Below are 22,493 nucleotides of genomic sequence, written 5' to 3' on the forward strand. Positions count from 1 at the left end.
CAAAGCGCCGACTCTCGGGTCGGCGCTTTGCTATTGGCACCGTCAGCCATCAGCGCGCCTGCTGATCCCGAGCGGCGAAAACCTGCAATCAGCTCCGCGCTGCATTGCCCGGGTCGGAGGGCATAGACAAGGTGCGGCACACACGGTGCCCAACCTGCCGTCAGCAGTATTGTTTCATCAATGAAACACCATTAAGAAACATCATCCCACTGGCGCAACAATCAGGTTGATACGGCGCCGCCTTGCTGTGATATCGCGCCAGAGAGAGCCACGCCGATCAGGACAAAGAGCGCCAACCCGCTACGCTTGTGCGCGCTTTATCGCCGCCACTTGTCGGCCGCCGGTACTTCCGTACCCAGCAGCAACGCTGGCCTTGCCTGCCACACCCGCTCGGGGTCGGGCTCGGCAATGGCGGCGGCGATCAGCTGCTCGCTCCAGTGGCGGTGCAGCAGCCACATCTGCTGGCCGAGATCCCCATCGCTCCGGGTGCACTGCTTGGTAACATCGGCAGTGCGATAGAAGTAGCGCACCAGCGTCGTGAGTTCGGGCTCCGGCCAGCGGCAGCCAAAGTCACGCAACAGGGATGACCAGAAGTCAATCTGGCCCCGCTCGTGCTGCTGCTCCAGCGCATGCAGCTCGGGGATAAGATCCATCGCATGCCAGAGGGCGCCATAGCCGACAAAGCGGCGCTCCAGCGCCTCCAGTGCCTCGTCGAGCAGCACCAGCGCCTGCGGCCAGCTGGTCGCCTGAATGCGGATCTGCTCCTGCGCCTCGCAGACCGCCGCCAGCCACCCCATGGCGAGGCGGCCGATGATCGCCTCCTTGTTGGGATAGAGATGGTAGAGCGACTTGATCCCCACCCCCGCCCGATCGGCAATGGCGTTGGTATTGAGAGCAGTAAAGCCCTGCTCCTGCAACAGGCTCAGGGTCGCCTCCTCGATGCGGCTGGCCACCGCCTGACTGCGCTGCTGTTTGGGTTGGCGGCGCATGGCAAACACTTGGGGTAACGGCCCCTCGGTCACGGACTCCTCTGACATCACTCCTCCCTGTTGTTGGCCCATCGGCAGGCGCTCTGGCGGTAGATCTTGCTACCTCAGCAAAGCGGGTACTGCGCCCCACTCGCCACCGATTGATGTGACATGGTAAACAAAACGTTAAATATTTGCAGCAATCGCTGGCATTTTTTGACCAGGCAGCCATAAAGAGATCGCGAAATGTGCAGTAAACACTGCACAAAACCCGACCCTCAAGGAGATCACTGCATGGATTGCAAGGCACCACATCACGCCCGTTCCCGCACTTTTTTGCTGCTCGCCCCGCTGCTGGCCGCCACGCTGGCGGGTTGCCAGCAGGGGCAGCCGCCCACCGCCGCACGCACTCTTTATCTCAACGGCAAGATCCACACTCAGGATGGTCAGCGCCAGGTGGCAGAGGCCATGGTGGTGAGCGGCGGCCAATTCCTCTATGTGGGCAACCGGCAGGGGGCCGAGGCACTCAGCACTCCCGACACCCAGGTGGTCGACTTGCAAGGCAAGATGGTGCTGCCGGGGCTGCACGACAACCATATCCACCTGCTGGGCACGGTGGCCCTCGATATGTGCGATCTCGACGGCAAGTCGGTCGATCTCGGCGAGCTGGCGGCCAAGGTGAAAAGCTGCCTGCCCCGCTACGCCCCCAAATCTGGCGACTGGCTGGTGATCAACCAATGGTCTCCCTACGAGGGCAACGCCCCCACCGCCGCCTATAAAACCGTGCTGGCGGCTCTCGATGCTGCCGCCCCCGACAATCCGGTGGTGCTGGCCGGGGTCGATGGCCACGCCAGCGCCTACAACTCGCGGGCACTGGCACAGGCGACCGATAAAAGCGGCAAACAGGTTGGCTTCACCGCCGCCACCCTGGCGCCGGGCGGCCTCTTTGCCTCCTTCAAACCCTATGTGGATCTCGATAGTGGCGTTATTCGCGAGGGGGCCCGCAGCGCCATCCCTTCCCCCGACAGCGGCCTGCTCAGCGCCCGTGACGAGCAGGCGGCGAACCAGTATCGCCAGATCCTGCCCGCCGTCTCGACCCTGATGGCCTCGCGCGGCATCACCAGCATTCAGGATGCCTGCGCCACCGACTTTATCCGCGATCGCCTGCAGGAGATGGAAGAGAAGGGGCTGCTCAATATGCGGGTCACCGCCGCCACCTGTTTTCACGAGGATGACTACAGCGGCAAGCTCGATATCGGCGGCCATCTGGCCAAGGCCAGCCGGGTGCGCGACCAGTTTGCCGGCGATCCGCTGATCAAGGCCGATGCGGTCAAGATCTTCCTCGACGGGGTACTGGAGGGGGATCCTTTCAGCACGCCCCCCTTCCTGCCCAACGCCGGCATGCTGACCAACTACCAGACCCCCCACCTCGCCGCGGATCAGGGTGGCGAACAGGTCACCATCACCGCCAACAGCGAGGATGCCGGCAGCAAGGGGCTGGTCAACTACCGCGCCGCCGATCTGAACCGCTACGTGGGGGCGCTCGACAAGGCGGACTTTAGCATCCATATGCACAGCATCGGCGATCGCACCACCCGCATGGCCCTCGATGCGCTGGAGGCGGCCCGCGCCAGCAACGGCGATCACGGCACTCCCCACACCCTCGCCCATCTGCAGGTGGTTCATCCGGACGATCAGCAGCGGCTCGGCCAGCTTGGCCTCTACCTCACCTTCACCTACGCCTGGACCAACCCCCAGCCCGAATACGACATGCTGGTCACCCCCTTTATCCAGCCGACCCGCAAGGGGCAATCCCTGCACGAGGCGATGTACGATCCCAAGGGGTATCTCAAGCAGGCGCTCTATCCGGTGGCCAGCTCGCGCAAGGCGGGGGCCATTCTGGTGGCCGGCAGCGATGCGCCGGTCGATAGCCGCGATCCGCGCCCCTTCGCCAATATGGCCGCCGGGGTCAACCACGCTCCCCAAAGCGGCGATGACTTTCGGGCGAGCCAGCGCATCACCCTCGACCAGATGCTGGATGCCTACACCATCAACGGCGCCCGTGCGGTGCGCCAGCAGGCTATCTGCGGCTCCATCGAAGCGGGCAAATCGGCCGACTTTATCGTGCTGGATCGGGATCTCTACCAGCTGGTCGCCGCCGGCAAACCGGAGCAGATCGCCGATACCAAAGTCACCCGCACCGTCTTTCGCGGGCAGACGGTCTTTAGCCAATAGGGTTCAGGCGCAATGGCGAGGGTGAGCATCTGGTCAGCGGCGATCTGAGCGAATGCAACCAGATCTGCGCCTCTTAAAAACAACATGCCGACCTTTGGGTCGGCATTTTTATGGGGCGGCGTGATAGTCAGAACGGATTGCGAGGAACGCTTCGCAAGGGTCAATAAGCGGGAGCAAACCCGAGTTCGGCTTGGCCCTTTAACCCAAATCGGAGGGGGATTGGCAACCAGCATGGCCAGCGGGTTGCCCCAAGCGGCGGCAGGATTGATTCACCAGCGCAACAGCATTAGCCAACTTGGTTGCAACAGCGTAACAATCTGGGGTTACTCGATTCTGGCCGCAGGCGAAGGCTGTGGCATACTAACCCCCCGATCGTCTGAATACGCCTCGTTATTCGAAACCGAGGATTGGCGTTCAATAACAATGTGGCTGGATGGGTTGAGTGATGAAAACAGTGTTGATAACCGGAGCGAGCAGAGGATTGGGGTTAGCGCTGGTTCAGACATTTTACGAGCGCGGATATCAGGTTTACGCCGTGGTCAGAACCACCAGCGCTTGTGACATGCTCACTACTCTCTACCCTGCCGTCTCTGTGCTGATAACCGATGTCACCCATGAAAATTATGAAGAACAGCTATTTTGTTTTATCCAAGACAGAGCTGTAGATATCGTCATAAATAATGCAGGCTCTGCTGGCACCCCGGGGATCGATACAAGGCATAGCACCGGCGACCAGCTGGTTTATGAATTTAAGACCCACTGTGTCGGTGCGCTATCAACCGTTAATGCCGTATTGAGTAATCAAAATGTATTACCCCCATCCTTGATCGTAAATATCAGTTCAAGGAGAGGCTCATTAAATATGCAAGCGGCAGGCGCAGCCAAAGGAGTAAAATGCTCTTTCTCCTATCGCATAGCAAAGGCAGCTCAAAACATGCTGTCACTGTGTATGGCTGATGATCTGGAGAGCATGGGCATAAAAGTTATCTCTGTTCACCCAGGAGCATTACTTACCAAAATGGCTCCTGCTGATGCAACACTGACACCAGAGCAGTCAGCAAATAAGTTGGTTGAAATGATAGAAGGCAATGATTTTAATACACGGGATTTTATCTGCTTGGAGACAGGTAAGCTGCCTTGGTAAAGAGAATGTGAAAAAGTAACAGGTTAAGCTTTCACAAAACCTACCAATCAACAAGTTGGTAGTTGCTCAAACCTTAGGCCACCCATTATAAATCATTAAATAATCAATTCCTTTAAGTATGAAATCTTCACCCCATTAACTACAATAAATCCCTCTGATACCAAACTGTCAACAATATTTCCGATTTCCTGTTCAGTTAGTTTTTTCTGAAAAAGTGATGAGATGGTACTATTTAAAGTCGCAAGAGTGCTTGGCCTTGATGTTTTTAGTTGTCGAAGTTTATTAATGACGACCGACTTACGCTCCATTGGAGTTTTTGCATTCTGGTTTTTTATAATTGGAATATCCAGCACATTACTCACTCTAGCAGCAAAAATTTTATTATCTTTGAGGTGCTGAATTAACGGATCAAATCCCTTGTCTTTAGATATTATATGAAAGAAGCCTTCAGGATCAGATGATGCAAGCTGTCCAATATAGTATGCGATATGAAAATCCAGTGCATTAGGACCTGTGCCTGCTATCTTGATATACTGAGCTCTATCACCCAGCTGTTGAATTACTGATACCGTTTCGAAAGAAAGCTTTGACTGGTTTGCACCTACAAAGACAAATAATTTAAAGCACTCTTTATTTAGAACAATTAATCTTTCCGGTTGAACACTTTCAAAGTCGACTAGAACGTAATTTGTTCGCATATGAATGCCTTAGCATTTATTCTGTGGCTTACCTCTGAGTTTCATTCCTCACTCTTGATTCAAGGCATACCACACAAAAATAGTTAATATAAATCTGTATCTCACCCCAATATGCCATATGTCTTTAGCGATGAATAGACCAAACACGAAGCTATACAACTCACAGTTCTATTTTTGTGAAACACTACACTTAGAACCCATTAAAAAGCCGCCCATTGGGCGGCATTTTATTAGAGATAACGGGCTAGCAGGAATTACCAGCCGGTCACTTCACGCAGGGCCTTGCCGATATCGGCCAGAGAGCGGACGGTTTTCACGCCAGCATCTTCCAGCGCAGCAAACTTCTCGGCGGCGGTACCCTTGCCACCGGAGATGATGGCGCCAGCGTGGCCCATCCGCTTGCCGGGAGGCGCGGTAACACCGGCGATATAGGAGACCACCGGCTTGGTGACGTGGGCCTTGATATAGGCGGCCGCGTCTTCCTCGGCGTTGCCGCCGATCTCGCCGATCATCACGATCGCTTCGGTCTGCGGGTCGTTCTGGAACATCTCCAGAATGTCGATAAAGTTGGAGCCCGGGATGGGGTCGCCACCGATACCGACGCAGGTGGACTGGCCAAAGCCCTCGTCAGTGGTCTGCTTGACCGCTTCGTAGGTCAGGGTGCCGGAGCGGGAGACGATGCCCACCTTGCCCGGCTTGTGAATGTGGCCAGGCATGATGCCGATCTTGCACTCACCCGGAGTGATCACACCCGGGCAGTTGGGGCCGATCATCCGCACGCCGGTCTCTTGCAGCTTCACTTTGACGTCCAGCATATCCAGCGTCGGGATGCCTTCGGTGATGGTGACGATGAGCTTGATGCCCGCGTCGATCGCTTCCAGGATCGCATCCTTGCAGAACGGTGCCGGCACATAGATGACGGTGGCGGTGGCGCCGGTCGCTTCGACTGCGTCACGGACGGTGTTGAACACCGGCAGGCCCAGATGGGTGGTGCCGCCCTTGCCCGGGGAGACGCCGCCGACCAGCTGGGTGCCGTAGGAGAGCGCCTGCTCGGAGTGGAAAGTACCCTGACCGCCGGTGAAACCCTGGCAGATGACTCGGGTGTCCTTGTTGATCAGTACGCTCATCAGTTGGCCTCCGCTGCTTTGACGACTTGCTGCGCGGCATCGGTCAGACTCTTGGCCGCAATGATGTTGAGGCCGCTTTCGGCCAGCTTGATACCACCCAGCTCGGCGTTGTTGCCTTCCAGACGGACCACGACGGGCACCTTGACCCCCACTTCCTTGACCGCACCGATGATGCCTTCCGCGATCATGTCGCAGCGCACGATGCCGCCGAAGATATTGACCAGCACCGCTTTGACGTTGCTGTCGGAGAGGATGATCTTGAACGCCTCGGTCACGCGCTCCTTGGTGGCGCCGCCGCCGACGTCAAGGAAGTTGGCCGGCTTGCCGCCGTGCAGGTTGACGATGTCCATGGTGCCCATGGCCAGACCCGCGCCGTTGACCATGCAGCCGATGTTGCCATCGAGGGCCACGTAGTTCAGCTCCCACTGGGCAGCGTGCGCTTCGCGGGGGTCATCCTGAGACGGATCGTGCATCTCGCGCAGCTTGGGCTGACGGTACAGCGCGTTGGCGTCGATGTTGATCTTGCCATCCAGGCAGTGCAGGTTGCCCTGCGCGGTGATCACCAGCGGGTTGATCTCCAGCAGCGCGAAGTCACAATCCAGGAACATCTGGCCCAGACCCATGAAGATCTTGGTGAACTGTTTGATCTGATCGCCGACCAGACCCAGTTTGAAGGCCAGCTCGCGGGCCTGATAGGGCTGCGGGCCAACCAGCGGGTCCAGGGTGGCCTTGTGGATCAGATGGGGGGTTTCGTGGGCGATCTTCTCGATGTCCACGCCACCTTCGGTAGAGGCCATGAAGACCACGCGACGGGAGCCACGGTCAACCACGGCGCCCAGGTAGAGCTCTTTGGCGATGTCGGTGCAGGATTCAACCAGGATCTTGGTGACCGGCTGGCCGTTGGCGTCAGTCTGGTAGGTCACCAGATTCTTGCCCAGCCAGTTCTGGGCGAAGGCACGGATCTCATCCTTGCTCTTGGCCACTTTCACGCCGCCCGCTTTACCGCGGCCACCGGCGTGTACCTGGCATTTCACCACCCAGGTATTGCCGCCAATCTTGTCGGCTGCTTCGGCCGCTTCCTGCGGGGTAGCACAGGCATAACCTTCGGAGACCGGCAGGCCATACTCGGCAAACAGCTGTTTTGCCTGATATTCATGCAGATTCATAGATGCTCTATCCGTGTTGTAGGTATTTCCGTCCGGGGCTCGTGTTTCTCAATCCCCTGTGAGTGGGGGCCTCGGGGGCCCCTCGTTATCTTTCAGTTGGTTGCTCAGACGTCCAGCAGCAGGCGGGTCGGATCTTCCAGCAGCTCCTTGACGGAGACCAGGAAGCCTACCGATTCGCGCCCGTCGATGAGACGGTGATCGTAGGAGAGGGCCAGGTACATCATCGGCAGGATCTCGACCTTGCCGTCAACGGCCATCGGGCGATCCTGGATCTTGTGCATGCCCAGAATGGCGCTCTGGGGCGGGTTGATGATCGGGGTGGACATCAGGGAGCCGAACACACCACCGTTGGTGATGGTGAAGTTGCCGCCAGTCAGCTCATCCACGGTCAGTTTGCCGTCGCGGCCCTTGCCCGCCAGATCCTTGATGGCCTTCTCGATGTCGGCCAGGCTCATGTTGTCGCAATCGCGCAGCACCGGGGTCACCAGACCACGGGGGGTGGAGACGGCGATGCTGACGTCGAAGTAGTTGTGGTAGACGATGTCGTCACCATCCAGCCCGGCGTTCACTTCCGGATAGCGCTTGAGGGACTCCACTACCGCCTTCACGTAGAAGGACATGAAGCCGAGCTTGATGCCGTGCTTCTTCTCGAAGATCTCGCCGTACTGCTTGCGCAGATCCATGATGGGCTTCATGTTGACCTCGTTGAAGGTGGTCAGCATGGCGGTGGTGTTTTTCGCTTCCAGCAGACGCTCGGCGATGCGCTTGCGCAGACGGGTCATCGGCACCCGCTTCTCGCTGCGACCGGCCAGTGCGGCAACCGGTGCGACCGGCGCAGCAGCCACCGGAGCGGCTGCGGCAGGCTTGCTCAGCGCCTTGATGTAGGCTTCCACATCATCCTTGGTGATGCGACCACCCTTGCCAGTGCCGGTCAGCTTGGCCACGTCGATGTCGTGCTCGCCAATCAGACGGCGCACCGAGGGGCTCAGGCCATCGGCGCCATCATCGGCAACTGCTTCGGCCGGCTTCTCCTTGGTCTCTTCACCGGCTACGGCTGCCGCCTTGATGGTGGCGATCAGCTGGCGGGAGAGGACGGTTGCCCCCTCTGCCTGCAGGATGTCGCCCAGCACGCCAGCTTGCGGTGCCGGCACTTCCAGCACCACCTTGTCGGTTTCGATGTCGACCAGCACTTCATCACGGGCAACCAGATCACCCGGCTTCTTGTGCCAGGTGGCAATGGTGGCATCCGCCACTGATTCCGGCAGGTCCGGTACCTTGATCTCGATAGTCATCTAATCAGTTCCTTGTTACTTCTTGTTCAGGGCTTAGGCCAGAGTAAGGGCATCTTCCACCAAGGCTTTCTGCTGCTTGGCGTGGACGGACATGTAACCAACCGCCGGTGAGGCGGACGCCGGACGACCGGCATAACGCAGGGTGGCTCCGGTCGGCAGCACCTCATCGTAGTTGTGACGGGTGCAGTACCAGGCGCCCTGGTTTTGCGGCTCTTCCTGACACCAGACAAAATCGGTGACGTGGCTGTAATCGGCCAGAATGGCGCGCACTTCCTCTTCCGGGAAGGGGTAGAGCTGTTCGATCCGCACGATCGCCACATCCTTCTGCTCCGCCTTGCGACGGGCTTCGAGCAGGTCGTAATAGACCTTACCGGAGCAGAAGACCACCCGCTTGACCGCTTTCGGATCCAGCGCGTCGATCTCGCCAATGGCGTTCTGGAAGGTGCCTTCCGCCAGATCTTCGAGCTTGCTCACCGCCAGCGGATGGCGCAGCAGGGATTTGGGCGTCATCACGATAAGCGGACGGCGCATCGGGCGCACGACCTGACGGCGCAACATGTGGAATACCTGAGCCGGGGTAGAGGGGACGCACACCTGCATGTTGTGTTGGGCGCACATCTGCAGATAACGCTCCAGACGGGCGGAGGAGTGCTCCGGCCCCTGCCCCTCGTAACCGTGCGGCAGCAGCATGGTCAGGCCGCACATCCGGCCCCACTTCTGCTCACCGGAGGAGAGGAACTGGTCGACCACCACCTGAGCGCAGTTGGCGAAGTCACCGAACTGGGCTTCCCAGATGGTGAGGCCGGCCGGCTCGGCGCTGGCGTAGCCATATTCAAAGGCCAGTACCGCGTTCTCGGTCAGTACCGAGTCGTAAATCTCGAACGGACCCTGCTCGTCGTGCAGGTTGCACAGCGGGGTGTAGGTGCTGGCATCGGTCTGGTTGTGCAGCACGGCGTGGCGGTGGAAGAAGGTGCCACGGCCGGAGTCTTCACCGGTAAAGCGGATGCGGGAACCCTTATCCACCAGAGTGGCGTAGGCCAGGGTCTCGGCAAAGCCCCAATCCACCAGCTTCTCGCCGGCAGCCATCAGACGACGGTCTTCGTAAATCTTCTCGACCTGACGCTGCAGCACGTGGGTAGCCGGATACTGGCTCACCCGCTCGCCGAGGGCTTTGAGGTGATCCATCGGCACTGTGCTGTCATAGGCCATGTTCCAGTCGTGGCCAAGATAAGGGGTCCAGTCGACAGAGTGCAGCTCCATCGGCCGCCACTCCTTGCTCACCCGCTCGCCGCGATCCAGCGCTTCGCGATACTCGTTGACCAGAGTGGTCGCCTGCTCCTGGGCAATGCTCCCCTCGGCCACCAGCTGATCGGCGTAGATCTTGCGCGGGGTCGGGTGCTGCTTGATCTTCTGGTACATCAAGGGCTGGGTCGCGTTCGGCTCGTCGGCCTCGTTGTGACCGTGACGACGGTAGCAAACCAGCTCGATCACCACGTCGCGCTTGAAGGTGTTGCGATAATCCAGCGCAATCTGGGTCACCAGCACCACGGCTTCCGGATCGTCACCGTTGACGTGCAGCACCGGCGCCTGCACCGCCTTGGCGATGTCGGTGCAATATTCGGTGGAGCGCAGGTCACGGTGATAGGAGGTGGTGAAACCGACCTGGTTGTTGATGACGATGCGCACCGTCCCGCCCACGCCATAGGCACGGGTCAGAGACATGTTGAAGGTCTCGGCCACCACGCCCTGACCGGCCATGGCCGAGTCACCGTGGATGGTGATGGGCAGCACGCTGGAACCATCCTTGTCACCGCGACGATCCATGCGGGCACGGACCGAGCCGATGACTACAGGGTTGACGATCTCGAGGTGAGACGGGTTGAAGGCGAGCGCCAGATGGACGTTGCCGCCCGGGGTGGCGAAGTCGGAGGAGAAGCCCATGTGGTACTTCACGTCGCCCGTGCCCCAGGATTCGCCGTGCTTGCCGGCAAACTCGTCGAACAGGTCCTGAGCGCGTTTGCCCAGCACGTTGATCAGTACGTTGAGACGACCGCGGTGGGCCATACCGATAACGGCCTCTTTGCAGCCCTGCTCACCGGCGCGACGGATCAGCTCTTTGAGCATAGGGATCATGGCGTCGCCACCTTCCAGCGAGAAGCGCTTGGCCCCCGGGAACTTGGCACCCAGATATTTTTCCAGCCCTTCGGCGGCGGTCAGGTTGTCGAGGAAACGGGTCTTCTCCTCGAGGGTGTAACTCCCCTTCCCTTCAATGGATTCGAGACGCTGTTGCAGCCAGCGCTTCTCCTCGGTCGAGGTGAGGTGCATGTAGTCGGCGCCGATGGAGCCGCAATAGGTCTTCTTAAGCGAGGCGTAGAGATCGGAGAGCACCATGGTCTCGCGACCGATGGCGTAGGAGCCCACATTGAAGGTGGCCTCCATGTCTGCGCCCTGCAGGTTGTGGAATGCCGGATCCAGTTCGGCGACGGTATCGCGCTGCCACAGACCGAGCGGGTCCAGATTGGCATTCTGGTGACCACGGAAACGGAACGCGTTGATCAGTTGCAGTACCCGCACCTGCTTGGCATCCACTTGCGGATCGGAGACAGGCGCGCTGTAACGGGAGGGATCCTTGGCCAGACGACGGAAATAATCGCGGACCTGGGAGTGGGGTTGTTCAACCGCATGGCCATTGACCTGGGGCAGCTCGCTAAACAGGCTGCGCCACTCATCGGATACGGAGTCAGGATTTTCCAGGAAGGATTCGTACAAATCCTCAATGTAGCTTGCATTCGCACCAGCCAGGTGAGATGACTCCAACCAGGCCTTCATCACGCCGTTATGCATTTCTATCCCTTGTACTTCTTGTTACTGCTACGCAGCTTGTAGGGTTCAAACAGCCATCCTGCCACGGGTGGGATGCTGTCCGGAAGCAGGGCCGACCTTGGCCGGCCCGAATACTAAACAGCCCGATTGAGCAACATCGACTTGATCTGGCCAATCGCCTTGGTCGGGTTCAAGCCTTTCGGACAGACGTTCACGCAGTTCATGATGCCGTGGCAACGGAACACGCTGAAGGCGTCATCCAGATTACCCAGTCGCTCGGTGGTCGCGGTGTCGCGGCTGTCAGCCAGCCAGCGATAGGCGGCAAGCAGCCCGGCCGGACCGATGAACTTGTCGGGGTTCCACCAGAAGGAGGGGCACGAAGTGGAGCAGCAGGCACAGAGAATGCACTCGTACAGGCCATCCAGCTTGGCGCGCTCTTCGGGGGATTGCAGGTGCTCACGCACGGGCGGCAATTTGTCTTCATTGATGAGGAAGGGTTTGACCTTCTCCCACTGGGTGTAGAACTGGGTCATGTCGATCACCAGATCCCGGATCACCGGCAGGCCGGGCAAGGGGCGGATAACCACGTTATTGCCCTTCTTCAGCAGATCGGAAAGCGGGGTGATGCAGGCAAGACCGTTCTTGCCATTCATGTTGATGCCGTCAGATCCACAGACCCCTTCGCGGCAGGAGCGGCGGAAGGCGAGTGTGGGATCCAGCTCTTTCAACTGGATCAGTGCATCGAGCACCATCATGTCGGAACCTTCAGGAATATCAAGACGATATTCCTTCATATGGGGGACGTTATCAACATCCGGATTGTATCTGTAGACAGAGAAAGTGACGTTCATAGGGCTGGCTCCGCAATCAGTAAGTCCGGACCTTGGGCGGGAACGCCTCACGGGTCTTGGGTGACATGTTGACAGCGCGACGGGTCATGGACTCGGTGTCCGGATGATAGAGGCTGTGGCACAGCCAGTTCTCATCGTCGCGATCCGGGAAGTCGAAGCGGCAGTGAGCACCGCGACTCTCGGTACGGAAGTTGGCTGCAACCGCCGTGGCAAACGCCGTCTCCATCAGGTTGTCCAGCTCCAGACACTCGATGCGCTGGGTGTTGAACTCTTTGGAGGTGTCATCCAGACGGGCTGACTTGAGGCGCTCGCGGATAACCTTGAGCTCGGCCAGCCCTTCTGCCATCGCCGCACCTTCGCGGAATACGGAGAAGTTGTTCTGCATGCAGCGCTGCAGGTCTTTGCGGATCTGCACCGGGTCTTCGCCGTTGCGGGTATTTTCCCAGCGGTTGAAGCGGGCCAGTGCGGCATCCAGATCCGACTCGGAGGCATCGCGGCCGTGATCCATCTCGCCCAGGGTGTTGACCAGATGCATGCCGGCAGCACGGCCGAACACCACCAGATCCAGCAGGGAGTTGCCGCCCAGACGGTTGGCACCGTGCACCGAGACGCAGGCAATTTCGCCCACCGCAAACAGACCGACCACCGGCACGTCGTTGCCGTTCTTGTCCTGGGTCAGACACTGGCCATTCACGTTGGTCGGCACGCCGCCCATCATGTAGTGACAGGTCGGAATAATCGGAATCGGCTCTTTGACCGGGTCCACGTGGGCGAAGGTGCGAGAGAGCTCGCAGATGCCCGGCAGACGGGATTCCAGCACCTCTTTGCCGAGGTGATCCAGCTTGAGTTTGATGTGCGGGCCCCAGGGACCGTCGCAGCCACGTCCTTCGCGGATCTCGATCATGATGGAGCGGGCCACCACGTCGCGACCGGCCAGATCCTTGGCGTTGGGGGCATAACGCTCCATGAAGCGCTCGCCATCTTTATTGAGCAGATAGCCGCCTTCACCGCGGCAACCTTCGGTCACCAGCACCCCTGCCCCGGCGATGCCGGTCGGGTGGAACTGCCACATCTCCATGTCCTGCACGCCGACCCCGGCGCGCAGCGCCATGCCGACACCGTCACCGGTGTTGATGTGGGCGTTGGTGGTGGACTGGTAGATGCGACCGGCGCCGCCGGTGGCCAGCACAGTAGCCTTGGCCTTGAAGTAGACGACCTCACCGCTCTCCATATCGATGGCGGTACAACCCACCACATGGCCATCCTGGTTCTTCACCAGATCCAGCGCATACCACTCGGAGAAGACGGTGGTCTTGTTCTTGACGTTCTGCTGATAGAGGGTGTGCAGCAGGGCGTGGCCGGTACGGTCGGCAGCAGCCGCGGTACGGGCAGCCTGCTCGCCACCGAAATTCTTGGACTGACCGCCAAACGGACGCTGGTAGACAGTGCCGTTGTCGAAACGGGAGAAGGGCAAGCCCATGTTCTCCAGCTCATAGATGGCTTCGGGGCCGGTCTTGCACATGTACTCGATGGCTTCCTGATCACCGATGTAATCGGAGCCTTTTACTGTGTCATACATGTGCCACTGCCAGTTGTCGTCGTGGGCATTGCCCAGCGCAACCGTGATGCCGCCCTGGGCGGAGACAGTGTGAGAACGGGTCGGGAAGACCTTGGACAACAGAGCGCAGCTCTTGCCGGACTGGGCAATCTGCAGCGCGGCGCGCATGCCGGCACCACCGGCACCAATCACGACCGCATCAAATTCACGAGTTGGAATAGTCACCTTACACACCCCACAGCACGACGAAACCCGTCATCAGATAGACAAACAGCACCACGACCAGCGCGAACTGCAGCGCACCGCGCAATCCCACTGGCTTGATATAGTCGGTCAGCACCTGCCACAGACCGATCCAGGCATGGATCAGTACGCACAGCAGAGCCAACAGGGTGAAGACCTTGGTGAAGGTGTTGGCGAAAAAGCCGGTCCACACCTCGTAGGTGATGTCGTTGAACGCGACAAAACCGACCAGATAGAGGACATAACAGCTCATGATGAGGGCGGTGGCGCGGATCAGGATGTAATCGTGTACGCCGCTGCGCCCGAAGGTTGCAGAATTGGTTACCATACAAGCACTCCCGCCAATACTGCCAGAACCGCGGTGATCACGAAGGCCACACGGGCGCTCTGATTGCCGGATTCCAGCTCTTCCCAATAGCCCATATCCATGACCAGATGACGCAAGCCGCCCACGATGTGGTATGCCAGCGCAGTCAGGATCCCCCACAGCACGAGTTTGACCAGGAAGTTGTCCATGATGGCAACCACGGTTTCAAACCCTTCGGGAGAGGCGAGTGAAGTACCAAGCATCCACAGCAAGATGCCCAGTGCAACAAAGGTGATTACCCCTGATACACGGTGCAGGATGGATGCAATGGCAGTGACAGGAAAGCTGATCGTCTGTAGGTCGAGGTTGACCGGTCTCTGTTTCTTTTTCACGCTTGCCCACTCAGCTCCATTGAGCACGTTAGTTATTGTTTTAACTCGTTTCTGAGGGCACGGGATGGTGATTGTTGGTTATTTGTTACCAAAACACTCTGAAAAAGCCAAAAATCCGGTTTTCGGTTTCACATCAGGCTTTGCCAAAGCGTTTCAAACACCCGCAGCCATGACCCACGTGGCGCAGTATATCGGCGGGCTTAACCGAAGACAATCAAATAGCTACAAAGAAAACACAAAACCGCAAACCTGATCGCATATTTTATTTAACATTTAATTAATGGCCATCCAGCAAAATTGACATTGATAGGGAACTCTGTTTCAAATAAGGCGCTCCAGCCACCTCGGTATGGGTAACAACCTTTGCCAGCGTCATAAAAGTCGTAATAGAGTAGGACTGGAACCAAATTATAAAGAGCAAAGGAGACGTGCTATGGCTGATAAGATAGCCACCCTACACCTGCCCGGGAAAGATCCGGTTGAATTGCCGATCCTCTCCGGAACAGTCGGACCGGATGTCATTGATGTCAGAAAACTGGGCGCACAAGGGTATTTCACCTTTGACCCGGGCTTCATGGCGACCGGTTCTTGCAAGTCCGCCATTACCTATATCGACGGGGATCAGGGTGTCTTGCTGCACCGTGGTTACCCCATCGCCCAGTTGGCCAAAGAGTCCAACTACCTCGAAGTCTGCTACATCCTGCTCTACGGCGAGGCGCCGACCAAGGCCCAGTTCGCCGAATTCCAGCGCACCGTAACCCGTCACACCATGGTGCACGAGCAGATTGCCTTCTTCTTCCGCGGCTTCCGTCGTGACTCCCACCCCATGGCCATCATGTGTGGCGTGGTGGGTGCCCTCTCCGCTTTCTATCACGACGCCCTCGATATCAATAACGAACAGCATCGCGAGATCTGCGCCTTCCGCCTGCTCTCCAAGATGCCGACCCTGGCCGCCATGTGCTTCAAGTACTCCATCGGCCAGCCGTTCATGCAACCGCGCAACGCCCTCTCCTACGCCGGCAACTTCCTGCACATGATGTTTGCGGTGCCGACCGAAGAGTACAAGGTCAACCCGGTGGTCGAGCGCGCCATGGATCGCATCTTCACCCTGCACGCTGATCACGAGCAGAATGCCTCTACCTCGACCGTTCGTCTGGCTGGCTCCTCCGGCGCCAACCCGTTTGCCTGTATCGCGGCCGGTATCGCCTCCCTGTGGGGCCCGGCTCACGGTGGTGCCAACGAGGCCTGCCTGCGCATGCTGGAGGAGATCGGCTCGGTGGATCGTATCCCCGAATACATCGCCCGCGCCAAGGACAAGAACGACTCGTTCCGTCTGATGGGCTTCGGTCACCGGGTCTACAAGAACTATGACCCCCGTGCCCAGGTGATGCGCGAGACCTGCCACGAAGTGCTCAAGGAGCTGCAGATCAAGGATCCGCTGCTCGACGTCGCCATGGAGCTGGAGCGCATTGCGCTCTCCGACCCCTACTTCGTCGACAAGAAGCTCTACCCGAACGTGGACTTCTACTCAGGCATCATCATGAAGGCGATCGGCATCCCGATGAACATGTTCACCGTGATCTTTGCCATCTCCCGCACCATCGGCTGGATCGCCCACTGGAACGAGTTCCACTCCGATCCGGATGGCAAGATCGGTCGTCCGCGCCAGCTCTACATCGGTGAGCCGCTGCGCAAGTTCGTCCCGATCGACGAGCGCTAAGCGCTTGAGTCGACATGGTTTGTTACAAAGGCGGTCATTGACCGCCTTTTTATTTGTCGCTCTAATGCCCCTTTCAATTCGAAGGAGTCCACCATGAAACCTCTGCTTGTCAGCGCCGCCCTGCTGCTCACCGCCTGTCAGGGCACCACGGCCCCACAGGGTGAGACCCTCTACATCAACAGCCAGCTGGTCGATTGTGTCGGGGTCGGTCCGATGCAGTGCATGCTGGTGCGCAGCGACGAGCAGCAACCCTGGACGCTCTTCTACCAGAACATTGAAGGCTTCCAGTTCGAGCCGGGCTACCAGTATCAGCTCACCGTGAGCAAGGAGCAGCTCACCAACGTGCCGGCGGATGCCCCTTCCTTGCGCTACCAGCTGATCAAGGTGGTCAGCAAGGTCGCCAGCAAGTAACGGCAGGATCAAAAACGGGGGATGGCGCAGGCCATCCCCCGTTTGTTATCACTTTCACTTCACTTGAGCGACTATCGCGGCGGCAATGCCATATGGAGCAAGGGATAGGGTTTACCCTGGCCATCCAGCGGCGAGCGGCCCGTCACGGCGAACCCCATCTTTTGATAGAAACCCACCGCCTGCTCATTCTGCTCGTTGACGTCAACCAGCGTCGCGCCGCACTGGCTGATGGCATGTTCCACCAGCCGGCGACCCACGCCACTGCCGCGCACCGCCGGCGCCACAAACAGCATCTCTATCTTGCCATCGCATAGCCCGCAAAAACCGGCAATGCGCCCCTCCTCCGTCCGGGCACAGTGCAGTGTTACCGCATCGAAGTAGTGCTCCAGAATAAGCGGTTTGAGCGCGAGGATCTCGGCCTCGGGCAGAAAGTGGTGGGTCGCCCGCACCGAGGCCTCCCACAGCGTGATCAGGGCCGGATAATCGGCCCGCGTTACAGTATCAATCTTCATCAATGACTCTTTGTTGCAGCCCGCAGGATGACAGTTGCCTCCCCGCGGGCCAATCTGATTAGCGCGCCTGCACCGCCTGCAGCAGCACCGACACATCGGCACCAAAACTGCGGGTACGGATCGCCTCGCGGATCTCCGCTTCGCTATAGCGGCTGCCCGGATAGACCACCACGCAGGAGGTGTCGCCTGGCTTGAGGAAGTGGGTCTCGCCAAACGGGGTATAACGGGTGGCGCCGATGCTGATGAGCGCGTGGGGAGGATGCCCCGCCTGCGCCAGCAGCCCCTGAATGTGCTCCGCAGGCCCTTCATCCTGCTGATGGTTGAACTTGTCGATGGCCCAGTCGAGCAGCTTGCCGTGGAAGTAGCTGTAGTCGATGGCGGCGCTGTCTACCCCGTAAGCATGCAGCTCGCCATCGCGCTCCAGATAGCAGGCGATGCGATAGTCATCGAGCTCGCAGCCGGCGGCAAAACCGGAAAGCGGCAGCAGCTTGGCCGCCAACCCCTTGCTCTCTTCGCCCCAGTTCTTCTTCTCGCTGATCTTCTTGGCATTGGGACGACGGATGGAGCAGTCGTTATAGGCGCCAAAGGCACGGGGATGGATCGCCACCACCTGCTTGCCGGCATACTCCAGCTCGCACCAGAGCGCCACTTCCGGCTCTATCTGCACCTTCTCGTCACCGCTGACCGCCGCTTCCGGCAGGAAGATGGCGTTATTGCTCAGCGGGAACACCCCGAGCTGACCCGGATGGCCCGGCACGAAGAAGGGGAACAGTGCCTTGGGCGCGGTGGTATCGCGCACCACGACCGCCACGAAATCCGACGCTTCGCCCGCCTGCTCCAGATGACCGGCGAAATTGCCCGCTACCCCGAGTCCGATAAACTTGCTCTCTGCTGTCACTTGCATCTTGCTCACCTGCATCTTGCCAACGCAAGGTAGCAGGCTCGTCGCCCACTACCGCTAAAGTGGCAAGATTAAACCACAAGGCCCCCGCCTTCGCCCAGTCCGGCCCTGCGGCGGTGTGCGCCAGCCCGCTTTTTTGGCCCCGACTGGCGACGCCTTGCGCCATTTCTGTCACCTCATCCACCTCGTCCACCTCGTCCGCCACCCGGGCCGGTCCTCTTGTCGCCAGCAGCAACAGATCTGCCTTGCTGCAAGCGGCCAACGCCCCGGAGAGGCGAAAAACAGGGTGCAACAACCGAAAACCGAGCTCACCAATCGATATAAACAAAAATGAGGGCACTCAGCCAAAAGGCATAAATTCTACTTATAGTGACCAGTTTGGCCACCTCTCCGCCCCGCAGGCTGCCCGCCGAGCCCCCAGCGGCCATCTTCCGATCTCTTTCTCCCTTTCTTCTCTTTGGCCTGCGCACCAACTTTGCTAGGCTGCCTGCCACACAGACTCACAGAGGGATCTTCTTGATGTCACAGACACACTTTCAGGGCCGCTTCGAAGTCGAGCTCAAATACCGGCTGGCAGATCGCCCCGCCTTCCTCAAGGCGCTGCTCGCCCTCAATCCAGAGGTGATGCTGAAAGACAATCTGGAGCGGGATCGCTACTTCGACACGCCGGACAACGCCCTTGCCCGCGCAGGCAAGAGTCTGGCGATCCGCACCATGGAGCCCTCCGGCATCCAGCTCTGGATCGTCAAGGGGCCCGAGGCGGATCGCTGCGAAGCGGTCAATATCAGCGATGCCGACAAGGCTGCCAGCATGCTTTTGACCATGAACTACCGGCAGATCCTCGAGATCACCAAACAGCGCAGTATCTACTTCCTTGGCCCGTTTCACGTCACCCTGGATCATCTGGCCGGGATCGGCGATTTTGCCGAGCTGGCCATCATGACCGATGACGAAAACCGGCTAGAGGAATATCGGTACGCACTGCATAATCTTGCAAAAAAGTTGGGGTTAAAGAGACGTGAGCATCGTTCTTACAAAGCGTTATGTGAACTCAATCAAGAAGTCGATGACATGTTTTTGATATAAAAATCATTGTATTACCTACGATGTAATACCTATAAATCAAACAAGGGAATGTATTTTGAAACACTATCTATGTGCAATCGTCTCATTGCTCGCCGCCGGATGCAGTTCTACATATCAACAATCTGATGTACAAGCCATCACCCAGAAACTCGATGCCACTCAGGGAGTGCTTATTTCTCAGCCTCAAGATGGCTCCTATGAAACGACCCAGTATCAGAACTCGGGACAAATGACAGCCCAAGCTATCTATGCGGCATTTTCCAAAAAAGCCCACAACGTCGAGCTGACAACCCGTTGTCATGGCAATGCTTGCCTGAACACCATCACACCAACCGAATTCAGATACTATGTAAAACCCGTTATCCTCCATTGGGAAGAGCGGGCAACCGAATGGTCAGGCAAGCCAGATGTGATTGAAATTCAAGTTGTTATCTACGATACCCAGAGCAAAAAAAGCATCGCCAACAGTTCGTTCAAAGGTAAAAGCAAATGGCTGACGTTCGGTGGTGACCACCCACAGGATTTGTTGGCAGAGCCCGCCGAAAAATACGTGAATAGCCTCTACTAACGGAATAAAGAGAGATAACGATGATCGACAAACTCGCCTGGCTCACCTTCAAGGATCAGCAACTGCTCTGCGCCCGCTCCCACGGCAAAGCCATCTACTACATCCCCGGCGGCAAGCGCGAGCCGGGCGAGAGCGACGAAGCGGCCCTGATCCGCGAGATTGACGAGGAGCTGGCCGTCACCCTGCAACCCGATACCCTGCGCTTTGCCTGCGAGTTCAGCGCCCAGGCCGATGGCAAACCGGCCGGGGTCGAGGTGCGACTGCGCTGCTACACCGGCCAAGCCAGCGGCAACCCGGTTGCCTCGGCCGAGATTGCCGAGCTGCGCTGGTTCGACAGCAGCCATCTCGACGAGCTATCCCCCGTCTCCCGCCTGCTCTTTGGCTGGCTCAAGGAGCAGGGGCTGATCCGCTAACTGGCCACAGCCTCCTTGCATCACGGCCCGAGCACACTGTGGCTGAACCGCAGGCAGGGTGCCGTTCACACAACGAAAAGGATGTCGGATGGAGATTATTGACGTACCCGCTATCGAGGATCTGCTGCCCGCCCTCATCGCCCTGCTGCAGGATTGTGTCGACAGCGGTGCCTCGGTCGGTTTTTTACCGCCCCTCCGTGTTGAGGATGGGGCTAAATACTGGCAAGGGGTTGCGGCAGAGCTGGCATCAGGGGGCCGAAAACTGTGGCTTGCCCTTGAGCAGCAAGCCGTTGTGGGCGCCGTTCAGCTCTCACTCTGCGGCAAGGCCAATGGCCGCCACCGGGCCGAGGTGGAAAAACTGATGGTACTGCAAGCGGCGAGAGGCAAAGGTATTGGCCGTGCGCTGATGCAGGCGATGGAGCAAGACGCCTATGCCGCGGGCCGTTCGCTGCTGGTGCTGGATACTCGCGCCGGTGACGTGGCTTCGCACCTCTATCGTCAACTCGGCTATCAGGAGGCTGGCCAGATCCCCCATTTTGCCCTCGGTGCCGACGGCAAGCTGGCGGCGACGGTTATCTTCTACAAGACGCTCTGAACACTCCTCCCGCTTCTCTTATCAAAACAGCAGGGCCGATCTGACCGGCCCTGCTTGTGGCAGCGTGACTTTTTGTTGCAGCAATAGGCTTGCGACAGGCAGCAACGAAACAGCCATTGATCCTGTCCCCCTCAACCCCCGCCATCGCTCGCGCAAAAATACAACAAAACAAACAATTTGATTAATTAAGGGATAATACGAGCCCCATTTCTTGTTCATCTCTTGCTTCAGCAGGCGTATCGTGTGAGACCCATTTGATAATCAAACCTATGTTGTTCACTGCCTTGAGGAATAATGGATGCCTACTTTGCCCCGTACTGTCACCTCCCCAAAAAAGTTCATCATCGGCCAACACCTTCTCCCGCAACTCCATGAGCACGTTAAAGATTTTGGTGACAATGCACTGCTCATCAGCGACGAGTTCATTCTTGAGCGGGTGCAAGAGGAGGCCCTGGCGGGGATCCTGCAGGCAGGGCTCAGTGGAGTGGTCGACAAGTTTCGCTACGAATGCACTGAACAGGAGATCCAGCGTCTGACCCACCTTGCCGAGCAATATGGCGCGAACGTGATTGTCGGGATCGGCGGCGGCAAGACGCTGGATGTCGCCAAGGCCGTGGCCTTCTATCTGCGTCGTCCGGTTGTGCTGTTCCCGACGATTGCCTCCACGGATGCCCCCTGTACGGCATTGGCTGTCATCTACAACCAGGCGGGCGAATTTGAACGCTATCTGTTCCTGCCGCAAAATCCGGACGTGGTTCTGGCTGACACAGCCCTCATTGCTGCCGCCCCTCCCCGCTTCTTTTCCGCAGGTGTCGGCGATGCCCTGGCCACCTATTTCGAAGCGCGCGCCTGCTATCGGGCCGACGGGCTCAATCTGGTTGGCAAGCGCCCTTCACGTACCGGGCTGGGTCTGGCAAAGCTCTGTTATGAGCTGCTGGGGGAAAACATCGAGCTGGCCATGGATGCGATACGCCACCATGTCTCCACTCCGGCGCTGGAGCAGGTCATCGAGGCCACCATCTACCTCAGCGGGGTCGGTGCAGAAGCCGGTGGGCTGGCCGCTGCCCATGCCGTCAACAATGGCATGTCACTGATCGCTGAACTTCATCGTGCCCAGCATGGCGAGAAGGTAGTCTTCGGCCTGCTGACCCAGCTGGTGCTTGAGCGCGCCCCACAACATGAACTTGATGAGGTGTTGCGCATCATCGACTGTGCAGGCCTGCCGATGACGCTGCAAGAGCTCGGGCTCACCCACTTCCATGAGAGCGAGTGGCGCAAGGTGGCACAGCTGGCCTGCGATCCCCTCGATACCATGGGCAACATGCCGATGACAGTCAGTGAACAGGATGTCTACGCCGCCATGGTAGCGGCCAATGCCATGGCAGCGCGTTATCGTCTCCGCCATCCCCGCGCCTGATTGATTTGCCGCACCCGATGCGGCAAACAGCAAAAAGGCTTGCCCATTGGCAAGCCTTTTTCATCT

23 protein-coding genes are annotated in these 22,493 nt (G+C 58.6%); 10 read left to right on the plus strand and 13 right to left on the minus strand.

The annotated features are described in order from the left end of the window. Positions 1–317 precede the first annotated feature (317 nt). On the minus strand, positions 318–1,037 hold the full coding sequence (locus BS300_RS17290; protein WP_239693840.1) for a TetR/AcrR family transcriptional regulator: 720 nt from the start codon (positions 1,035–1,037) through the stop codon (positions 318–320). Between the two features lie 225 nt (positions 1,038–1,262). On the opposite strand from BS300_RS17290, the gene BS300_RS17295 reads away from it, so the two are divergent. Together BS300_RS17295 and BS300_RS17300 are read left to right on the plus strand one after the other, a co-directional pair. Further along, the gene (locus tag BS300_RS17295; protein ID WP_071914256.1) at positions 1,263–3,203 is read left to right on the plus strand and encodes an amidohydrolase family protein; all 1,941 of its coding nucleotides are present in this window, start codon (positions 1,263–1,265) and stop codon (positions 3,201–3,203) included. A 445-nt stretch (positions 3,204–3,648) separates the two neighbouring features. Further along, complete coding sequence (locus BS300_RS17300; protein WP_071914259.1) at positions 3,649–4,347, plus strand: SDR family NAD(P)-dependent oxidoreductase; 699 nt, start codon at positions 3,649–3,651, stop codon at positions 4,345–4,347. Positions 4,348–4,442: 95 nt separating this feature from the next. On the opposite strand, the gene BS300_RS17305 is transcribed toward BS300_RS17300, so the two are convergent. From BS300_RS17305 to sdhC, 9 genes are all read right to left on the minus strand, one after another. Further along, entirely contained in the window at positions 4,443–5,045 is a 603-nt protein-coding gene (locus tag BS300_RS17305; protein ID WP_071914261.1) for a PIN domain-containing protein, read from the minus strand. 254 nt (positions 5,046–5,299) lie between these two features. Next, positions 5,300–6,172, minus strand: a complete 873-nt coding sequence (sucD, locus tag BS300_RS17310) for a succinate--CoA ligase subunit alpha (protein ID WP_005346088.1) — start codon at positions 6,170–6,172, stop codon at positions 5,300–5,302. Next, positions 6,172–7,338: an ADP-forming succinate--CoA ligase subunit beta gene (gene sucC, locus BS300_RS17315; protein ID WP_005346090.1), complete on the minus strand. Its 1,167-nt coding sequence runs from the start codon at positions 7,336–7,338 to the stop codon at positions 6,172–6,174. The genes sucD and sucC overlap by 1 nt, the downstream gene beginning before the upstream one ends. A 104-nt stretch (positions 7,339–7,442) precedes the next feature. Further along, positions 7,443–8,630: a 2-oxoglutarate dehydrogenase complex dihydrolipoyllysine-residue succinyltransferase gene (gene odhB, locus BS300_RS17320; RefSeq protein ID WP_033116131.1), complete on the minus strand. Its 1,188-nt coding sequence runs from the start codon at positions 8,628–8,630 to the stop codon at positions 7,443–7,445. A gap of 33 nt (positions 8,631–8,663) precedes the next feature. Beyond that, a complete protein-coding gene (gene sucA, locus BS300_RS17325) occupies positions 8,664–11,474 on the minus strand; it encodes a 2-oxoglutarate dehydrogenase E1 component (RefSeq protein ID WP_041210303.1) in 2,811 nt (936 codons plus the stop codon). A 113-nt stretch (positions 11,475–11,587) separates the two neighbouring features. Then, positions 11,588–12,304, minus strand: coding sequence for a succinate dehydrogenase iron-sulfur subunit (locus BS300_RS17330; RefSeq protein WP_041210304.1), 717 nt, complete (start codon positions 12,302–12,304; stop codon positions 11,588–11,590). Positions 12,305–12,320: 16 nt separating this feature from the next. After that, entirely contained in the window at positions 12,321–14,087 is a 1,767-nt protein-coding gene (sdhA, locus tag BS300_RS17335) for a succinate dehydrogenase flavoprotein subunit (RefSeq protein WP_041210305.1), read from the minus strand. Position 14,088: 1 nt separating this feature from the next. Further along, entirely contained in the window at positions 14,089–14,433 is a 345-nt protein-coding gene (gene sdhD / locus BS300_RS17340; protein ID WP_041210306.1) for a succinate dehydrogenase, hydrophobic membrane anchor protein, read from the minus strand. After that, complete coding sequence (gene sdhC / locus BS300_RS17345) at positions 14,427–14,804, minus strand: succinate dehydrogenase cytochrome b556 subunit (protein ID WP_041210307.1); 378 nt, start codon at positions 14,802–14,804, stop codon at positions 14,427–14,429. Before sdhC ends, sdhD begins: the two co-directional genes overlap by 7 nt. Before the next feature lie 64 nt (positions 14,805–14,868). Here sdhC and BS300_RS21200 point away from each other — a divergent pair, with 64 nt between their 5' ends. The 3 genes from BS300_RS21200 to BS300_RS17355 all read left to right on the plus strand — a co-directional run bounded on the left by BS300_RS21200 (position 14,869) and on the right by BS300_RS17355 (position 16,935). After that, the gene (locus BS300_RS21200; RefSeq protein ID WP_124242845.1) at positions 14,869–15,057 is read left to right on the plus strand and encodes a hypothetical protein; all 189 of its coding nucleotides are present in this window, start codon (positions 14,869–14,871) and stop codon (positions 15,055–15,057) included. A 180-nt stretch (positions 15,058–15,237) separates the two neighbouring features. Further along, complete coding sequence (locus tag BS300_RS17350) at positions 15,238–16,524, plus strand: citrate synthase (protein WP_033116137.1); 1,287 nt, start codon at positions 15,238–15,240, stop codon at positions 16,522–16,524. 93 nt (positions 16,525–16,617) lie between these two features. Next, on the plus strand, positions 16,618–16,935 hold the full coding sequence (locus BS300_RS17355) for a DUF4377 domain-containing protein (RefSeq protein ID WP_071914262.1): 318 nt from the start codon (positions 16,618–16,620) through the stop codon (positions 16,933–16,935). A 71-nt stretch (positions 16,936–17,006) separates the two neighbouring features. Here BS300_RS17355 and BS300_RS17360 read toward each other — a convergent pair whose 3' ends face one another. Beyond that, positions 17,007–17,447, minus strand: coding sequence for an acetyltransferase (locus BS300_RS17360; RefSeq protein WP_071914264.1), 441 nt, complete (start codon positions 17,445–17,447; stop codon positions 17,007–17,009). A 58-nt stretch (positions 17,448–17,505) separates the two neighbouring features. Next, positions 17,506–18,351: a DUF5718 family protein gene (locus BS300_RS17365; RefSeq protein ID WP_071914371.1), complete on the minus strand. Its 846-nt coding sequence runs from the start codon at positions 18,349–18,351 to the stop codon at positions 17,506–17,508. 516 nt (positions 18,352–18,867) lie between these two features. Between BS300_RS17365 and cyaB the strand changes: the two genes are divergently transcribed. The 4 genes from cyaB (at position 18,868) to BS300_RS17385 (ending at position 21,010) form a co-directional block, all read left to right on the plus strand. After that, positions 18,868–19,434, plus strand: coding sequence for a class IV adenylate cyclase (gene cyaB, locus BS300_RS17370; protein ID WP_071914266.1), 567 nt, complete (start codon positions 18,868–18,870; stop codon positions 19,432–19,434). A 55-nt stretch (positions 19,435–19,489) separates the two neighbouring features. After that, positions 19,490–20,002 carry a DUF4823 domain-containing protein gene (locus BS300_RS17375; protein WP_071914267.1) on the plus strand — a complete coding sequence of 171 codons (513 nt, stop codon included), beginning with the start codon at positions 19,490–19,492 and terminating at the stop codon, positions 20,000–20,002. A 20-nt stretch (positions 20,003–20,022) separates the two neighbouring features. After that, entirely contained in the window at positions 20,023–20,415 is a 393-nt protein-coding gene (locus BS300_RS17380; RefSeq protein WP_071914270.1) for an NUDIX domain-containing protein, read from the plus strand. 88 nt (positions 20,416–20,503) lie between these two features. Then, complete coding sequence (locus BS300_RS17385) at positions 20,504–21,010, plus strand: GNAT family N-acetyltransferase (RefSeq protein ID WP_071914272.1); 507 nt, start codon at positions 20,504–20,506, stop codon at positions 21,008–21,010. Between the two features lie 21 nt (positions 21,011–21,031). Here the strand turns inward: BS300_RS17385 and BS300_RS21205 are convergent, their stop codons facing one another. Next, on the minus strand, positions 21,032–21,229 hold the full coding sequence (locus tag BS300_RS21205; protein WP_143241838.1) for a hypothetical protein: 198 nt from the start codon (positions 21,227–21,229) through the stop codon (positions 21,032–21,034). Positions 21,230–21,308: 79 nt separating this feature from the next. Here BS300_RS21205 and BS300_RS17390 point away from each other — a divergent pair, with 79 nt between their 5' ends. Then, on the plus strand, positions 21,309–22,427 hold the full coding sequence (locus BS300_RS17390; RefSeq protein WP_071914274.1) for a glycerol dehydrogenase: 1,119 nt from the start codon (positions 21,309–21,311) through the stop codon (positions 22,425–22,427). The last annotated feature ends 66 nt before the right edge of the window (positions 22,428–22,493 follow it).

The organism is Aeromonas sp. SCS5, from assembly GCF_001887375.1.
In the GTDB taxonomy this organism is placed as follows: Bacteria; Pseudomonadota; Gammaproteobacteria; order Enterobacterales; family Aeromonadaceae; genus Aeromonas; species Aeromonas jandaei.

Coding starts and splice junctions, on each gene's coding strand:
- BS300_RS21205 (WP_143241838.1), bottom strand. CDS start 21,229: ATGAACAAGAAATGGGGCTCGTATTATCCCTTAATTAATCAAATTGTT.
- BS300_RS17290 (WP_239693840.1), bottom strand. CDS start 1,037: ATGTCAGAGGAGTCCGTGACCGAGGGGCCGTTACCCCAAGTGTTTGCC.
- sucC (WP_005346090.1), bottom strand. CDS start 7,338: ATGAATCTGCATGAATATCAGGCAAAACAGCTGTTTGCCGAGTATGGC.
- BS300_RS17350 (WP_033116137.1), top strand. CDS start 15,238: ATGGCTGATAAGATAGCCACCCTACACCTGCCCGGGAAAGATCCGGTT.
- cyaB (WP_071914266.1), top strand. CDS start 18,868: ATGTCACAGACACACTTTCAGGGCCGCTTCGAAGTCGAGCTCAAATAC.
- sucA (WP_041210303.1), bottom strand. CDS start 11,474: ATGCATAACGGCGTGATGAAGGCCTGGTTGGAGTCATCTCACCTGGCT.
- BS300_RS17305 (WP_071914261.1), bottom strand. CDS start 5,045: ATGCGAACAAATTACGTTCTAGTCGACTTTGAAAGTGTTCAACCGGAA.
- BS300_RS21200 (WP_124242845.1), top strand. CDS start 14,869: ATGGTGATTGTTGGTTATTTGTTACCAAAACACTCTGAAAAAGCCAAA.
- BS300_RS17360 (WP_071914264.1), bottom strand. CDS start 17,447: ATGAAGATTGATACTGTAACGCGGGCCGATTATCCGGCCCTGATCACG.
- sdhD (WP_041210306.1), bottom strand. CDS start 14,433: ATGGTAACCAATTCTGCAACCTTCGGGCGCAGCGGCGTACACGATTAC.
- BS300_RS17380 (WP_071914270.1), top strand. CDS start 20,023: ATGATCGACAAACTCGCCTGGCTCACCTTCAAGGATCAGCAACTGCTC.
- BS300_RS17385 (WP_071914272.1), top strand. CDS start 20,504: ATGGAGATTATTGACGTACCCGCTATCGAGGATCTGCTGCCCGCCCTC.
- sucD (WP_005346088.1), bottom strand. CDS start 6,172: ATGAGCGTACTGATCAACAAGGACACCCGAGTCATCTGCCAGGGTTTC.
- BS300_RS17300 (WP_071914259.1), top strand. CDS start 3,649: ATGAAAACAGTGTTGATAACCGGAGCGAGCAGAGGATTGGGGTTAGCG.
- BS300_RS17295 (WP_071914256.1), top strand. CDS start 1,263: ATGGATTGCAAGGCACCACATCACGCCCGTTCCCGCACTTTTTTGCTG.
- BS300_RS17355 (WP_071914262.1), top strand. CDS start 16,618: ATGAAACCTCTGCTTGTCAGCGCCGCCCTGCTGCTCACCGCCTGTCAG.
- BS300_RS17390 (WP_071914274.1), top strand. CDS start 21,309: ATGCCTACTTTGCCCCGTACTGTCACCTCCCCAAAAAAGTTCATCATC.
- odhB (WP_033116131.1), bottom strand. CDS start 8,630: ATGACTATCGAGATCAAGGTACCGGACCTGCCGGAATCAGTGGCGGAT.
- BS300_RS17330 (WP_041210304.1), bottom strand. CDS start 12,304: ATGAACGTCACTTTCTCTGTCTACAGATACAATCCGGATGTTGATAAC.
- BS300_RS17365 (WP_071914371.1), bottom strand. CDS start 18,351: ATGCAAGTGACAGCAGAGAGCAAGTTTATCGGACTCGGGGTAGCGGGC.